Here is a 16,573-nt window from a genome sequence, read left to right on the forward strand (position 1 = left end):
TTCAAAACCGAGAATTCGCTCTAATCTACTGTTTATACGTTATTTTAGGGCGTTCTTCCTGTGTACGGCGCCCCCAATTTATGGAGGGAAAACTTTTGCAGGGCAGTTATAATGCCGCCCCTCGAATCTGGCCGTTCAGTCAGTTATCAGTTACAGGCTGCATGAATCCTGCCAAAACTGACCGATTAGTCAACTTCAAATCAAAACTAACCAAGTGGTCAGGTTTTTGCATTCTTTTTCCGGCAGTTTTATTCGTAGCCGCCAAAAGCGGCATGACGTTCAACAACACAGAGCAGACCCATGGCCGAAGCACATATCACGCCCCCGCGCCTGACGTTGCGGAGAATCACCAAGATCTACCCCGGCTGCGTCGCCAACGATTCTATTGATCTCAATATAGAACCTGCAGAGATTCACGCCCTGCTCGGCGAGAACGGCGCCGGTAAAAGTACTTTGATGAAGGTGATCTACGGTCTGGTTAAACCGGACCAGGGTGAAGTGCTCTGGGACGGGATGCCGGTGGAGATCAAAGACCCGGCACAGGCGCGCAAGCTGGGGATCGGTATGGTGTTCCAGCACTTTTCCCTGTTCGAGACGCTGACCGTCACCGAGAATATCGCTCTTGCTCTGGGCGACGATGCCGGTGATCTACCTTCTCTCGCCAAGCGAATCCGCGAAGTCTCCGAGAAATACGGCATGGCGCTGAACCCGGACCGCGAGATTCATACCCTCTCCGTGGGCGAGCGTCAGCGCGTTGAGATCGTCCGCTGTCTGGTACAGCCGATCAAGCTACTGATTCTCGACGAACCCACCTCGGTGCTCACACCCCAGGAGGTGGAAACCCTGTTCGTCACGCTGCGACAGCTGGCAAAAGAAGGCTGCGCCATCCTCTTTATCAGTCACAAACTCGATGAAGTCCGCGCACTCTGCCACAACGCCACCATTCTTCGTGCCGGCAAGGTATCGGGCGAGTGTAAGCCAGCGGACGAGAGCTCACAGAGCATCGCTCGCATGATGGTGGGCGACGATACGCCTATCAGCACCGACTATCCAAAGGTGCTGCGGGAAGAGCCTTTCCTTCAGGTCAGCGGATTGAACCGAGTCAGTGACGACCCCTTCGGCACAGACCTGCACAACATCAGTTTCTCGGTAAACGCCGGTGAGATTCTCGGCATTGCCGGGGTGGCCGGCAACGGCCAGGAGGAGCTGCTTGGCGCCCTGAGTGGCGAAGACCAGGTGGAAAACCACGATGCGATCCACTTCCCCCATGGCGCGGTGGGTCACCTTTCGCCACGGGAGCGCCGCGCTGCCGGCATGGCGTTTGTTCCAGAGGAGCGCCTTGGTCGCGGCGCGGTGCCGGATATGAGTCTGAAAGACAACGCACTGCTGACCGGCTTTCTTACCGGCCTTGTGAATCGTGGCATGATCGCACACGGAAAAACCCGCGAATTCGCAGAAAAGATCATCGATCGCTACAAGGTCAAAACGCCCGGTACCGAAGCCCACGCCGAAAGCCTCTCCGGCGGCAACCTGCAGAAATTCATTATCGGCCGCGAGATCATGCAGAACCCGAAACTGCTGATCGCTGCACACCCGACCTGGGGCGTCGATATCGGCGCAGCGACGGCAATTCACAAAGCACTCATCGAGCTGCGCGACAAGGGCGCCGCGATCCTGGTGGTGTCCGAGGATATCGACGAGCTGTTCCAGATATCCGACCGCATCGGCGCCATTTGCCACGGTCGTATTTCGCCGATCAAACCCACACCTGATACGACGATCAACGAAGTAGGCCGCTGGATGGCCGGTGATTTCGACGAAGTCGAAATCAAAGCCTGATTAAGCCCGAGGATTAACGATGATTAAACTGGAACCCCGTGGCCAACACTCCAAGCTTATGGCCTGGCTGTCACCGGTGTTTGCCGGCATTTTAACGCTGATCAGTGGCGCCATCCTGTTCGCACTGCTTGGTCAGGACCCGCTGGAAGCACTTCACACCCTGCTTATTATGCCGGTCTCAGACATTTACGGCCTGGCTGAACTCTGCGTCAAAGCGGCGCCGATTCTGCTCTGCGCCATCGGACTGTCAGTCGTGTTCAAGGCCAAAGTCTGGAACATCGGCGCCGAAGGTCAGCTGCTGATGGGCGGCCTGATCGGCAGCGCCTGCGCACTGGCACTGATCGACGCCGAAGGATTCTGGGTGCTCCCCCTGGTCCTGCTCGCCGGCATGGTCGGCGGCGCACTCTGGGCAGGACTGGCGGCCTGGTTAAAAACCTCGTTCAACGCCAACGAGATTCTCACCACCATCATGCTCAACTATATCGCCCTGAACCTGCTGATCTGGGCGGTCCATGGCCCTTTGAAAGACCCTGATGGCTACAACTTCCCGGAATCCGCCATGTTCTCCGATTCAGCGCTGATTCCGACTCTGATTGACGGTACCCGTATCCACTTCGGCATGCTGTTCGCGCTGCTGGCCGTGGTGATTATCTGGGTTCTGCTGAGCCGCTCCTTCCTCGGTTTTCAGATCAAGGTGCTGGGACTTGATTCCAGCGCCGCTCGTCTGGCCGGCTTTCGTGAGAAACGCCTGGTCTGGATCGCCCTGCTGATCAGTGGCGCCCTGGCAGGCCTTGCCGGTGTCGGCGAAGTCGCCGGTCCCTTGGGTCAGCTGGTGCCTTCGATCTCGCCGGGATACGGCTATGCGGCGATCATCGTTGCTTTCCTCGGTCGCCTGCATCCTGTAGGGATCCTGCTAGCCACTCTGCTGATGGCGTTGATCTATATGGGCGGTGAGATGGCTCAAATCACGCTGGGGCTGCCGGTGGCGCTGACCGGCCTGTTCCAGGGCATGCTGCTGTTCTATCTGCTCGCCTGTGATGTGCTGATCAACTTCCGCATCCGTATTCCTGCCCTGTCCAAATCCGCTGCCGACAAGCTGGCCGTCAAAGAAGAGGCTGTAAACTGATGGATATCGATCTGATCTCAAACATTCTCTACGCGATGGTACGCACCGGCACGCCGCTGCTGCTGATCGCGCTGGGTGAGCTGGTGTGTGAAAAGAGCGGCGTGCTCAACCTGGGACAGGAAGGGATGGTGCTGATGGGCGCTGTGGCCGGCTTTGTTGCCGCCCTGCTCAGCGGCAGCCTGATACTCGGTTTCCTGCTGGCGATCGCTGCGGGTATCGCCATGTCATTGCTGTTCGGTTTTATAGCGCTTGGGCTGAATGCCAACCAGGTGGCGACCGGCCTCGCACTCACCATTTTCGGTACCGGGCTATCGGCATTTATCGGTGCCGACTTTGTCGGCAAGCCGATCACCGGACTTGAGCCTTTTGCCCTACCGCTGCTGAGCGAGATCCCGCTGCTCGGCAAAATGCTGTTCTCCCAGGATATGATCGTTTACCTGTCGTTCTTCCTGTTTGCCGCGGTTTACTGGTTCTTCCGCTCTTCACGCCCGGGGCTGATCGTAAAAGCCGTAGGCGAGAACCCCCATGCGGCCAACGCCATCGGTCTGCCGGTGATGCGCACCCGCTACCTGGCGGTGATGTTCGGCGGCGCCATGGCGGGTCTGGCCGGTGGTTACCTGTCTATCGCCTACACCCCGCTCTGGGCCGAGAATATGAGCGCGGGCCGCGGCTGGATCGCGCTCGCTCTGGTGGTATTCGCCAGCTGGAAAGTGGAGCGCGTGCTGCTCGGTGCCTGGCTGTTTGGTCTGGCCAGTATTCTCCACCTGGTGTTCCAGGGTCTGGGCTTCTCGATTTCCTCCAACCTGCTGGCAACGCTGCCCTACGTGGCGACTATTCTGGTACTGGTAGTGTTGTCGCGAAACCAGGTGCGCGCACGCCTGCTGGCCCCCATGTCGCTGGGCAAACCCTTCCACGCAAGCAGCTAAGGACCACAGTTAATGGCTGAGAACACACGTCTCTGGATCGCCAACCCACTGGCTATTTTTACCGGTAACGCTGAGGACGCCGCTGGCGGCTTGGTGATCCAGGGTACGAAAATTCTGGAGCTGGTCGCCAAGGGCCAGGAACCGGCCGGTGGCTGGGATGAGCGTTACGACGCATCGCGCCAGGTGCTGATCCCGGGGCTGATCAACACCCATCACCACTTCTATCAGACCCTGACCCGCGCCCTGCCTGCGGCCCTGAACAAGGAGCTTTTTCCCTGGCTGAAGACGCTCTACCCGGTCTGGGCCGGCCTGGAGCCGGATATGCTCAGCGCTGCGACCGAACTCGCTTTGACCGAACTGTTGATGTCCGGCTGCACCACCGCTGCCGATCACCACTATCTGTTCCCGGCCGCATTGGAAGAAGCGGTGGATATTCAGGTTGAGGCTGCTGCCAAGGTTGGCATGCGCGTCACGCTGACCCGCGGCTCCATGAGCCTTGGCGAAGACCAGGGCGGCCTGCCACCTCAGAGCGTGGTGCAGACCGAAGCGGCGATTCTCGCCGACAGCGAACGCCTGGTGCAGCGTTATCACGATGCCAGCGAAGGCTCCATGGTGCAGATCGCTCTGGCGCCCTGCTCGCCGTTTTCAGTAACCACCGAACTGATGCGCGACACGGCAACTCTGGCCAAGCAATACAACGTTCGCACCCACACCCATCTCGCAGAGACGCTGGATGAAGAAGCGTTCTGTGAACAGCAGTTTGGCCTGAGAACCGTGGACTATCTGGACAGCGTCGGTTGGCTGAATGAGCGCAGCTGGCTCGCCCACGGCATCCACTTCAACGATGAAGAGATCGCACGCCTGGGCAGTGCTGGCGTGGGTATCGCCCATTGCCCCAGCTCCAACATGATGCTCGCCTCCGGTATCTGCCAGGTGCAGGCGTTGGAAGACGCGGGCTGCCCTGTCGGCATCGCCGTGGATGGCTCCGCCTCCAACGACTGCTCCAACATGATTCAGGAGGTGCGCCAGGCGATGTACCTGCAGCGGCTGCGTTACGGCTCTTCCAAAGTGCACCACCAGCATGCGCTGCGCTGGGGCACCCGAGGTTCCGCGGCGGTACTGGGCCGTGATGATGTGGGTGAACTCGCCGTCGGCAAACAGGCCGACATCGTCCTGTTCGGGCTTGATGAGCTACGCTTCAGCGGTGCACACGATCCACTGGCAGCGTTGCTGCTATGCGGCGCACACCAGGCCGATGCCGTGATGGTCGGCGGTCGCTGGCGAGTGATGGATGGCCAGCCACTGAATATCGATATTCCTGCACTGATTGAAAAACATCAGGCGGCGGCACAGCGTCTTGCTGCGAAAGTCGGTTGATCCAGATACTGGAAAAACCTGACCAAGCGGTTAAACTTTGTCGCTATTTATTTATTAGCGCTGTGTACAGCCCCTGCCTTACATGATGAGGAGAACAACACGATGTCCAATCCATACCATATGGATTTCCCCGTTTCCTGGGACGAGCTGCACCGCAACGCCCGTGCACTCTCGTTGCGACTGCTCGACAAGGGACCGTGGAAAGGGATCATCGCCATCACTCGCGGTGGCCTGGTGCCAGCAGCCATCCTGGCGCGTGAAATGGATATCCGGCTGATCGATACGCTCTGTGTAGTGAGCTACGGTAAAAGTGATAAAAGCGGTACCCAGGCGCAGCAGGGTGAACTGAATGTCCTGAAAGGTGTTGAGGGTGATGGTGAAGGCATGCTGCTGATCGACGATCTGGTGGATACCGGTAAAACGGCCAAGTACGTACGCGAGATGCTACCCAAGGCACACTTCGCCACCCTGTACGCCAAGCCAGCGGGTAAACCACTGGTCGATACCTTTATCACCGAAGTCAGCCAGGATACCTGGATCCGCTTTCCCTGGGATATGGCGTATACCTTTGCCACGCCACTGGCAGACCGGGAGAATTAAGGTATTCATTGAGCCCCTGTCCAAAACAGGGCACCGGGCTCACCAGTGAGCCCGGAGAGTGCGAAAAGCGCCTTGGGATTGGGCGGCAAGGCTTGTAATCACGGCCACCGATCAAACCTGAACAAGTGGTCAGTTTTTTGCATAATCGAAAAGATAGAAAAACTGAGACATAGAAACTTACAAGATCGCAACTTACAAGATCGCACCTTTTCCTGGTGCTCGGCACTACACAAGGAGAACACTGCATGAAACGTCGTCAATTTAATAAGCTGCTCACCGGCGTCGCGGCCGGTATCGGTCTGAGCACGGCCCTGATGTCCGGCCAGGCGATAGCAGCAGACGACCCGCTGAAGGTCGGCTTTGTCTATGTTGGCCCAGTCGGCGACCACGGCTGGACCTACCAGCATGATCAGGGTCGTATCGCTCTGGAAGAGCACTTTGGTGACAAGGTGGAAACCACCTACGTTGAAAACGTGCCTGAGGGTGCCGATGCCGAGCGTGTCATCCGTAACCTGGCGCAGAGCGGTCACAAACTGATCTTCACCACCTCTTTCGGTTTCATGAACGCCACCGTCAAGGTCGCCAAGCGTTACCCGGACGTGAAGTTCGAGCACGCCACTGGCTACAAGATGGCCGACAACCTGGGTACTTACATCTCCAAGACCTACGAAGGTCGCTATGTGGCGGGCTACGTTGCTTCCCAGATGACCGAGTCCAACAAGATCGGTTATATCGCCTCCTTCCCGATTCCCGAGGTTATCCGCGATATCAACTCCGTGCAGATGGCACTGAACAAATACAATCCGGATGCCGAACTAAAGATCATCTGGGTCAACAGCTGGTTCGATCCAGGCAAGGAAGCTGACGCTGCCAACGCCATGATGGACCAGGGCGTTGACGTTATCCTGCAGCACACCGACAGCCCGGCAGCGATGCAGGCCGCAGAGCGTCGCGGCAAATACGCAGTCGGCCAGGCCTCCGATATGTCCAGCTTTGGCCCGAACGCACACCTGCTGTCTGTGGTCGACGAGTGGGGCCCGCACTACATCGCCCAGACCCAGAAAGTGATGGACGGCACCTGGGAAAGCCACGCCATGGTTGAAGGCATGCACGAAGGCGCTATCGTGATCCCGAGCTTCGCTGACTCCATCCCTGCCGATGTAAAAGCCGAGGCCGAGCGTCTGGTAGCTGGTATCCAGGACGGCAGCATCCATCCGTTTGCAGGTCCGGTGGTTAACCAGGCTGGCGAAGTGATGGTGCCTGAAGGTGAAGTGCTGAGCTGGGAAGAACTCGAGAAGATGAACTGGTACATCCAGGGCATCGACGCTGAGCTGCCCAAGTAAAAGCTAAGAAGCATGCAATGATCACAGGTATTCACGCCTGAACAGGGGCCAGTGGTTAAAACCGCTGGCCCTTTTCTTTCCCTCCCAGGTTTCCCCTCCCACCTTGTTATGACTCCGCCTGTTATCCAGCCCTGAATGAATCAAATTCACCTGTTCGGCGGCCACATCAATATAAATACGCAGACTTCATGCGGCTTTAAACCTTCCAAAGTCTAAACTTCTGTTCACCTCCAGCGCCCGAACAACGGGCGACGCCTTACGGACAGGGAAATGACTCTCAACGATATCGATGTGTTCTGGGTTCTGCTGTGTGCCTGCCTCGTCTGGATTATGCAGGCCGGTTTCTTATGCCTAGAGTCGGGCATGACCCGATCGAAAAACAATATCAATGTAGCGCTGAAAAACATCTGCGATAATGCTACGTCGATCTTTCTGTTCTGGCTGATCGGCTTTTCCATCGCCTTCGGGGTTCCGTTCAGCAACCCGCTGGGGGACGGAAACTTCTATCTTTTTCATTCTTCCGAAAACACGCTGAACGCCTTTTTTGTGTTTCAGGCGGTGTTCTGCAGCACCTGCTGTACCATCGTTTCCGGTGCGGTGGCAGAACGGCTGCGTTTTATCATGTACCCGATACTGGTAGCCCTGATAGCCGGCCTGATCTACCCGGTAGCGGTCAATTTAAGCTGGGGCGGCAGCCTGATTCACAATGGCGAAGGCCTGCTTCTTGCCCTCGGGTTCTATGATTTCGCAGGATCCACCGTAGTCCACTCAACGGGGGGCTGGGTCGCTCTGGCCCTGGTTATCATCATCGGCCCAAGACTCGGGCGCTTTGACTCTGAAGGCAAGGCACATACGATTCAGGGCAGCAATCTGACGCTCTCCGCCCTGGGCGTCTTGATTCTCTGGTTCGGCTGGATGGGCTTCAACGGCGGCAGCGCTTACAACTTCAGTTCCGATATTGGCATTATCCTCAGCAACACCCTGATCGCCGGCTCCGCCTCGCTGGTATTTACGCTGATTCTGATACATCGGGCAGGCCAGTCTCCCGCCCCGGAGGACCTGTTCAACGGCGCGCTGGGCGGTCTGGTAGGCATTACCGCCTCGGCCGACTGTGTTACCTCACCCGCCGCCGTGCTAATCGGTGCCGGCTCAGCGATCAGCGTGCTGTTCACCTCAAAGCTGCTGCTCAGATACCGACTGGACGATGCCGTTGGCGCGGTACCCGTCCACCTTGGTGCCGGCATCTGGGGCACCCTGGCCGCCGGGATCTTCTGCGATCTGGGAACCATCGGTTCCGAGCTGAGTCGACTGGAACAGATAGGCGCGCAGGTCATTGGCATTCTAGTCACCGGCGTCTGGGCGTTCGGCGCTGCCTACGTCCTATTTCGGGCGATCAACGTCTACTATCCGTTTCGCGTCTCGCCCCAGGATGAAAGCGTCGGTCTCAATATCAGCGAACACCGCGCCTCGTCTGAGCTTTATGAACTGATCGCTTTTATGCAGTACCAATCCGACACCGGCAACCTCCATCGCCCGGCGCCTACTGATCAATTTACCGAACTGGGCATTGTCGGCATGGCCTATAACCATGTGCTCAATACCGTGCGCCTCAAGGAGGAGAAGCTCAAGGCCAGCAACTCCCAACTGGAAACAGCCAACGAAAGCCTGCGTACCTATGATCAGCTGGTCGCCCATGATCTGCGCAACCCGCTTACGGTGATCAGCTCCTACGCCGCCATGCTGCAGGAGGATCCCGATGCCCAGAATAACCATCGCGAATATGTGGAGAGAATTCGCCGCTCTTCTGACGACGCAATGAAAATAATCCGCGAGCTGCTGAATTTTTCCCGTGCCTCCCATGAGCTGGAAACCCTGGAACCGGTGGATCTCGAGGAGGTGCTCTACAACGTCCGAATCCATCTGACACCACTGATCGAACAGAGCCAGGCGAAGCTATCAACCGACTGCCAGGTAAAACAACTCCACTTCAATGAATTCGCCCTGCACCAGGTACTGGTCAATCTGATCAGCAACGCCATCAAGTACACACCCTCCGGCGAGGCGCCCCAAATCAGCATTCGTTCCTATGCCGAAAACGGCAGACACTGGATCGAAGTGGAGGATCAGGGAATCGGTATTGAACAGGAGGCTTGCGAGCGCTTGTTCGACAATCACCAGCGTTTGCATTCGTCACCCGGCACCAGCGGCTATGGCATAGGTTTGTTCAGCGCAAAGAAGTTGCTCAATGGCGCCGGTGCTGAAATCAGCGTCCGCTCGGAGCCCGGCAGGGGTAGTTGCTTCACGCTCAGTTTCACACCAGCCCCCGCGCCAGCTCAGCCCTCCAACCCTTTCGATCTGGAATCCCAAGATGAAACGCGCACTGCTACTTGAGGACTACGTGGAGTGGTCCATCCTGATGGAAACCGCGATCAAGCTCGCTTTCGGCCCGCTGGAGATTCAACTGGCTACCAGCATCAAAGGCGCCAACGCCCTGCTGGACCGATACCCATTCGACCTTGCGGTCCTTGATCTGAACCTGCCCGATGGATCCGGTATCGAAGTGCTTGAACGCATCGGCAGGGATCAACCGGATACCCACTGTGTAGTGGCGACCGTGTCGGATGACGATGACAGCCTGTTCTCCTCGCTGCGCAGCGGCGCCTGCGGCTACCTCCTCAAGTCGGAGCCTCCAGCAATGCTGGCTGAACACCTTAAAGGGATGCTATCAGGACAGCCGCCGCTGTCGCCGGCTATGGCTACCCGCATCATCGCTCACTTCAGTGAAGCACCACGCCCGGACAATCAACTTAGCGAACTTTTAACGGCGCGGGAGAGAGAGGTGCTCAAACTCATTGCTCGCGGCGCATCGCGTAAACAGATCGCCCGAGAGCTTGAGATATCAATCTATACCGCCAACGACCACGTCAAAGCGATCTACAAAAAGCTGAATGTAAAATCCCGGGTTGAAGCCACCCGTGTCGCCCTGGACGGCGGCCTGGCTTACTGAGTGATACAGGGGATTAGTTAAAAGATTCAAAAACTTAGTGGTGAGTCCCCCATACGGGGGATAGCGCCTTTACAGTCGCCTTCTAGCCTTTAAGGACACTCAGTAAGCGATTGGAGAGCAGCTATGAACACTATGACGTTTCGTGGACACTGGCACGCTGTTGAAGGTATCGCCCTGGCCAGCGCGCTGATTCTTTTCATTGGCGTCAGCCTGACCCCCTCTTCCGAATACGCGCATTCCCCGTCGGCCAGTGCCTTGGATAATCTTAGCCAGACACAAACCCGGCGGGGCACCCGTACCTATATCAATAGCGGCCTGACCGAAGAAACCGCACTGATGGCAGGCAGCAGCGATGAGCTGAACCGCCGCCGCATGCGTGCCGATGCCACGGAGATGACAGTGGATGGCACGGCCGAGGTAAAAGGACGCCCCGGCCGTATTTACTGACGGCGGCGCTTTCCACCTAGTTTCCCAAGCCGCTCATACCCTGAGGCGGACGGCGGTCAACGCTCAAAGCTGTAGATCAGATCGCCGCCGCTGGCCTCAGAGCTGGTCGTCGACTCAAGCAACCAGCGGGTCGCCAGTCGATAGCGCACCAGGAAGGTGTTCACCGTATCGCCCAGACCGACGCCGTACTTGATATAGAGGTCCGGCGTCAGGTACTTGCCGATATAGAAAGAGGTATCCTCTCCCGAATCACCAGAGCCGATCCCTACCTCGTCCACATGGAAGGTTTCCTGAATGCGGCCGGCGACCTTCTGCCCACCAGCCAGCGCCAGCGCCATGCGCATCAGCATCTGCTGCTCACCCGAGGATGCAGACCCTGGAGCCCGGCCCAGCACGAGGTAGGAGAGAATATGGTTATCCGGCATCGATGGGCTGGAGGTCAGCGCCAGATCCGGCGTGCGCAGAGTGCCTGAGACCACCGCGCCCACGGTGACATCCTCAACCTCACGGTCGACTCGCAGATCCAGCCCCGGATTGGTCACCGGCCCGCCTGTGAACAGCACATCACCCCGGGTGATGGTCAGCTGCTGGCCATACAGCGTGTATTCACCGCTCTGGACACCCAGCCTTCCCGTACCACGAGGCACTCCCTGCCCCTGCTGTTGCACCCGCAGGGCGCCCCTGAGCAGGCCGGTAAAGCCAAAGGCATCGACACGCACGTTGTCACCGAGCTCAACACTGAGATCCAGATCCATGGCGGGTCCCAGCGCCTGTTCGCCGTCGGCGCCCTCTTCGATCACCACCAGATCCGCAGAGCGGCTGGCAGCGTTCGGCGACGCCTTGGGAGGTCTGATCAACGCTTCGGGGACAACCAATTTACCGCCCACAGCGATACGCTCGGGATCTACCGCCAGTGACATATCGGTGGAGATTCGCACCGCCATTTCCCGGGTATCCACGGCCTGGAAATTCTCGCCCTTTAAGGTCGCCTCGATACGGTTTTCCAGCGGCCAGAGCTCACCCGCCAGCTCAAGGCTGCCCTCTCCACTGGTCACGGTGCCATCGAGTAGCAGTTTATCCGGCGTATCCGCGTCTCTCAGATTGACCCGCATATCGGTCAGATGCAGGCCAAACGCCGGGATCTCCATGTCTCCTTCATCCAGCAAGAGCTGGCCGCGGACCTTGGGCGCTGAAACTTTTCCGGCCAGATCGAGATCGGCACGGGCGCGGCCCTCATGGATCACCAGGTCGGCGCTAAGCACGTTAAGTGCAGCCAGCTGTGGCAGATCGAGTCGGACCTGACCATCGAGGCCAGGATCGGTAGTGGGGTTATCGACATCAATGCTGGCGTTGAGCGAGCCTTTCAATTCAGGCAGGGGGGCATTAAAGCGCACCTGCGCCAGCTTCTGGTCACCCTCGACGGTCAGCTCCGTGGTATCGAGTGTCAGCGCCAGATCCCGCTCTGCAGAACTGACGCCAGCCTCGGGCAGTTCAATCTTCAGCGCATAATCCATGCGTTGGCCCTGGCTCTCGAATCGGCCCTCACCGTCTACATAGCCTTTGATCTCCGCGCCCGGAGGCAGGTAGGGCTGAACCAGCGCAAGCGGAAGCTGAGCCAGACTGAATTGCCCCAGAATAGCACTGTCTTCAAGGCTGCCCTGGGCACAGAGACGCCCCTGCCCGGTCTGTGCGGCGAGACAAAGCTGATCGAGCCGATAGCGGTTTGGCGCCAGGCTTAACGCAGCGGGCTGATTGAGACTCCAGGTTCCGGCCGCGGTCTGGGTCACGGCCAGTTTTCTCAACCGACCATCGAAGCCCCACTCCGTTTCCGCCAGGCTGAGGCTACCCTCGAGCACCGCACTGAGGCTGTCCTCCCCGGCCTTCACATCAAGCTCGGTATTCAACGCCTGCTCGGATCCGCTTACCGCCAGATTGACACTGTCGATCACCTGACCGGCCAGGTTCAATGCGCTGGCCTGAAGCGCTATATCTGCGGCGCTACGCCACTGTGGATCGAAATTGACGCGCCCACCCACGGCGCCAACCTGGTAACTCTGCCAGCGCAAAGCGGAACCGGAGAGATTTGCCTCAACGGCCGGCATCGCTGGTGTGCCACCCACTGTACCGCTGGCGCTGAGCTGACCACCGGCTTCCGGTAGCAGCTTGTCCAGAGCCGGTAGACTCAGGTTGAAATTCAGCGCGATCGCCTCGCCGACCTCACCGTCGGCGGAGACCTCGGCGTCACTCCAGTCCAAATCGAGTCCCTGCACCTGCCAAACACCACCACTCAGACTAACCTCGCCCTGGCCCGACAGCGGCTGCTGTCGCAGCGTACCGCCCAGCTCTTCGATGCGGGCGGTGAGCTCAGGCTCCGCGTCGATCTGCCCCTCGGTATGGATCAGCGCTGAAATTTTGCCCGGCCACTCGGCGACAAAGTAGCCGGGATCCAGCTGATCCGCCTCGATATTCAGGTTCCAGAGCGGCATCGGCTGCCAGCCCGCAGAGCCCTTAATCTGAGCCCGGCCCTCCGGCGCCTGAGCGACCAGATCCAGACTATCGATCGCCTGCAGGTTGCCGCGGGCCTCGCCGGTCAGGCTGATCGCTTCGAGTGGCGGCGCCTGCACACCGATATCCAGCTCGGCGAGATAATCGTTCAGCGTACCGCTTAGCAGCAATGAGCCCTTGGGTGAGGCAAACTGAGGCGCAGCGCCGATCATTGGATACGCCAGATCGCTCCAGTGGAGGTCCAGCGCCAGCTCGCCCTCGGGCGTCAGTGGCGCGATATGGCCAGTCAGATCGACACTGGCGGGCCCGTCGGTTTGAACCAGATTCAGCCGCTTGATCTCGGCACGCTCGGTATCGGCACCGGCTTGCAGCGAAAGCTGCATCGGCCCGGTCTGCGCCTGACTGAAACTCCCCTCCAGCGAGAGCTCAGCAGCGGTAAAGCTGCCGCTGGCCTCCAGCCTGGCACTGATATCGCTGAGCTCGGCAGCCGCGGCTTCCGGCGCCAGTGCAACCAGATCGATCGTTTCAAGCCCCAGCTGAGCCTGCCATTGCGGCTCACTGCCGGTCACACCTTCAAGTTCAGCAGCCAGCCTTGCGCTCAGCGGGCCACTGACATCCTGTGTAAGCGCTATCGCGTCCACTGGTCCCTGCAACCTGCCCTTGAGCGCAATCTCGGGACGCTCCGGCAGACGCAGCAGCACGTCAGAAGTGAAGTCGAGCGGGTAGTCCCCCTTGAGTGACATCTTCCCGGCAAGCGAGGCTGTCCCCATCGTCGCGTCCACAGAGAACTGATCAAGGACGAGGTCGCTCTGCGCCATATGGGTTTTGATCTTCAGGCTGTTAACCAGCGCTTCAGGCTGCCCATCGATACGCAGACCGTTTAGCGACACCTCCTCAATATCGATACCCAGCGGCAGCGCAATGCTGTCCGGCAGGCTGAAACCCGCGTAAGGTCCCTGAGGCTCAGGCTCGGCAGTCGCCGGCTCGCCAGGCACAATCAGCAGACCTTCCAGCGCCAGCCGTTGCACCGAGAGCTGCGCAGAGAAAAGCTTACCCGGCGACCAGTCCAGCTGCAGACCATCCAGCTCGACACCGCTGCCCTGTGGCGGGCGAAAACTGACGCCTTGCAGATCCAAAGGCCCGGTCAGCGCGCCATTGATACTTTGTACCTGCAACCCAGGCACCCAACGCTGCGCAAGATCGAACACCCAACGAGTACCGGTTTCGCTGCTCACCAGAAACAGCAACACAGCCAACAGCAGAATGACCAACGCCAGAACGGCAAACAGGATACGGCGGATCCACCGCAGAGAACGCCTCATAGATCAGGCCCCAGCGAGAAGTGGATACGGAAGCCGTCATCATCCAGAGGTTTCGCAAGATCTACCCGTATCGGTCCAATCGGCGACTGCCAGCGAGCACCAACACCCGCAGACTGTTTGAGCGGCGTACTCAGGGAATCAAACGCATTGCCAGCATCATAGAACACTGCTGCGCGCCAGTTGCCGGCCACCCTGTAGTCAAACTCGGCGCTGTAGGTCAGCAGATAACGACCACCGCGGACATTACCTTCGCCATCTTCCGGCCCCAGCTCTTTGTAGGTGTAACCGCGCACGCTGTTATCGCCACCGGCGAAAAAGCGCCTGGATGAAGGCATATGTTCAAAATCCTCAACCGCCGTTGCACCGATCTGGGTGCGTCCCAGGAAACGCCAGTCATCGCCCAGTGATTTAACCACTTTGGCATCCGCCTCAATCTGCACAAAACTCAGATCCGAGATAATATTTTCCTCGGCGCCGCTGAGCTTGATACCCAGGCGATAGCCGTTGCGGGTATTAAGGCGGTCATCAGCCTTGCTGATCTCCCAGTCCAACTCCGGCACCAGCAGCAGAGTGCTTTGTTCCTCGCCGCCAAAGCTGAATTTTTCCTGCTCAAGGATCAAGCCGTAATTCCAGCTCTGATTACCGCGCAAGCGCTTGTCGAGCGCCGCCAGCGACCACTTTTCAGTATCGGTGGTATCCGTGGTTTCCTGCTCGTAGAGCGCCTGTACCGCGTAGCTATCGTTTAACGGGTTAACACCCGGTATGCCGTATTCACTGCTCAGGGTATTGGTGACTTCGGACAGCTCCAGCTTGGTGTCCATGCTATGGCCGCGATCATTGACCCAGCGCCGGTCCTGACGCACGCTGAGTCGGGCGCCCGTATCGGTACCGTAACCGACACCAAAACGATAGGCGGTGCGTTTATTGGGCTGCATATTCACCTCTACCGGCACCCGGTGTTGATCATCGGCCTGAGACCAGTCCGGCTGTACATCGACCAGTTCGAAGTAGTCGCTGTCGATCAGTCCGCGCTGCATCAGGATCAGCTCATCATTGCGCACTGGATCGCCCGCCTGCACTGTCTGATAACGCCGCAGCAGGGATTCACGCACCGGCGCCTCACCGAAATTGATGTCACTGATGGTATACGCGGGCCCGGTGTCGAAGCTCAGCTCGATCCGGGCCCGGTTATCTTCGGGATAGACCTCAATTTTTGACTGCGTAAAGCGGGCATCGTGATAGCCCTCCAATGCTGCCTGCTCCAGCAGGTCGGCTTTCAACGCGTCATAGGCCTGCTGGTCCAGCTTTTCGCCGCTGGCCAGCACCGGAGATTTAAGCCAGGCATCGAACAGGCCGCTATCGGCGCCCTCGCCCAGCAGTTCCAGCTTCTGATCCTCGATCAGGACGGCGGGGCCAGGATTGACCTCATAGATCGCCAGCCAACCGCTTTCGGTACGCTCGAGTCTACTGTCGATCTGCGGATTGAAATAACTGTAAGCCTGGAGTGCATCGCGCAACTGATCTTCCGCATTACGGTGCAGGTAACGGACTCGCGCATCAGAGGGCTCTGCGTCCGCAGGCAAAGATGCAATCGAAAGAGTACTGCGCAGCCCCTCCTGCATGGTCCCTTCGACACCCTCGATCTGCACAGCCACCTCCGCAGCAGCGGTAATCGGCAGACTGAGAGAGATAACAAGGCAGCAACAGCGCAGAAGGCGACCCGGGTGTGTAGCCAAATAGATCAACTTGGTTTTCCGAAGATTATAGATACCGATTCACCACATCCATGAGGAGCAAAGGACGTTTTACGTCACCTTCGTCCCGACCGGTAATACCCGTGAACCCCCGATTTACGGGGCCTGGAGCGATGAGCACAGTGTATCGTCTAGCGCCTGAGAAAACACGGGCAAAATTATTTGAGAAATTACTTGCTAATGATAATAGTTCGCATTATGATTACTAACGCTTTGACAGGCTTTCATCGGGTTCACGTCAGACCCACACAGCTGACTGACCCGGTTCACGGTTTACGCCCGTCCCCGGCTACCGGACGGGCGCTTTTTTTCCCACCTTTACACTGG

The 16,573-nt window shown here is 58.4% G+C and carries 11 protein-coding genes; 9 read left to right on the forward strand and 2 right to left on the reverse strand.

Annotated elements, in window-relative coordinates; translation table 11 throughout:
- Nucleotides 1-300 precede the first annotated feature (300 nt).
- The 9 genes from CLV83_RS06710 to CLV83_RS06750 all read left to right on the forward strand — a co-directional run bounded on the left by CLV83_RS06710 (nt 301) and on the right by CLV83_RS06750 (nt 10,665).
- The gene (locus CLV83_RS06710; RefSeq protein WP_132289256.1) at nt 301-1,839 is read left to right on the forward strand and encodes an ABC transporter ATP-binding protein; all 1,539 of its coding nucleotides are present in this window, start codon (nt 301-303) and stop codon (nt 1,837-1,839) included.
- A 19-nt stretch (nt 1,840-1,858) separates the two neighbouring features.
- A complete protein-coding gene (locus CLV83_RS06715) occupies nt 1,859-2,965 on the forward strand; it encodes an ABC transporter permease (protein ID WP_207894750.1) in 1,107 nt (368 codons plus the stop codon).
- On the forward strand, nt 2,965-3,891 hold the full coding sequence (locus CLV83_RS06720; protein WP_132289259.1) for an ABC transporter permease: 927 nt from the start codon (nt 2,965-2,967) through the stop codon (nt 3,889-3,891). Before CLV83_RS06715 ends, CLV83_RS06720 begins: the two co-directional genes overlap by 1 nt.
- A gap of 12 nt (nt 3,892-3,903) precedes the next feature.
- A complete protein-coding gene (locus tag CLV83_RS06725) occupies nt 3,904-5,268 on the forward strand; it encodes an 8-oxoguanine deaminase (protein WP_132289262.1) in 1,365 nt (454 codons plus the stop codon).
- 102 nt (nt 5,269-5,370) lie between these two features.
- Nucleotides 5,371-5,868, forward strand: a complete 498-nt coding sequence (gpt, locus tag CLV83_RS06730) for a xanthine phosphoribosyltransferase (protein WP_132289265.1) — start codon at nt 5,371-5,373, stop codon at nt 5,866-5,868.
- Between the two features lie 245 nt (nt 5,869-6,113).
- Nucleotides 6,114-7,211 (forward strand): BMP family ABC transporter substrate-binding protein, encoded by a 1,098-nt coding sequence (locus CLV83_RS06735; RefSeq protein WP_132289268.1) that lies wholly within the window; start codon nt 6,114-6,116, stop codon nt 7,209-7,211.
- 270 nt (nt 7,212-7,481) lie between these two features.
- A complete protein-coding gene (gene amt / locus CLV83_RS06740) occupies nt 7,482-9,602 on the forward strand; it encodes an ammonium transporter (RefSeq protein ID WP_132289271.1) in 2,121 nt (706 codons plus the stop codon).
- The gene (locus CLV83_RS06745) at nt 9,580-10,218 is read left to right on the forward strand and encodes a response regulator transcription factor (RefSeq protein ID WP_165900250.1); all 639 of its coding nucleotides are present in this window, start codon (nt 9,580-9,582) and stop codon (nt 10,216-10,218) included. The genes amt and CLV83_RS06745 overlap by 23 nt, the downstream gene beginning before the upstream one ends.
- Nucleotides 10,219-10,341: 123 nt before the next feature.
- Nucleotides 10,342-10,665 carry a hypothetical protein gene (locus tag CLV83_RS06750; RefSeq protein ID WP_132289277.1) on the forward strand — a complete coding sequence of 108 codons (324 nt, stop codon included), beginning with the start codon at nt 10,342-10,344 and terminating at the stop codon, nt 10,663-10,665.
- Nucleotides 10,666-10,721: 56 nt separating this feature from the next.
- On the opposite strand, the gene CLV83_RS06755 is transcribed toward CLV83_RS06750, so the two are convergent.
- Entirely contained in the window at nt 10,722-14,492 is a 3,771-nt protein-coding gene (locus CLV83_RS06755; RefSeq protein ID WP_132289280.1) for a translocation/assembly module TamB domain-containing protein, read from the reverse strand.
- The gene (locus CLV83_RS06760; protein WP_132289283.1) at nt 14,489-16,141 is read right to left on the reverse strand and encodes an autotransporter assembly complex protein TamA; all 1,653 of its coding nucleotides are present in this window, start codon (nt 16,139-16,141) and stop codon (nt 14,489-14,491) included. Before CLV83_RS06760 ends, CLV83_RS06755 begins: the two co-directional genes overlap by 4 nt.
- Nucleotides 16,142-16,573 lie beyond the last annotated feature (432 nt).

The organism is Marinobacterium mangrovicola, assembly GCF_004339595.1.
Taxonomy (GTDB): Bacteria; Pseudomonadota; Gammaproteobacteria; order Pseudomonadales; family Balneatricaceae; genus Marinobacterium_D; species Marinobacterium_D mangrovicola.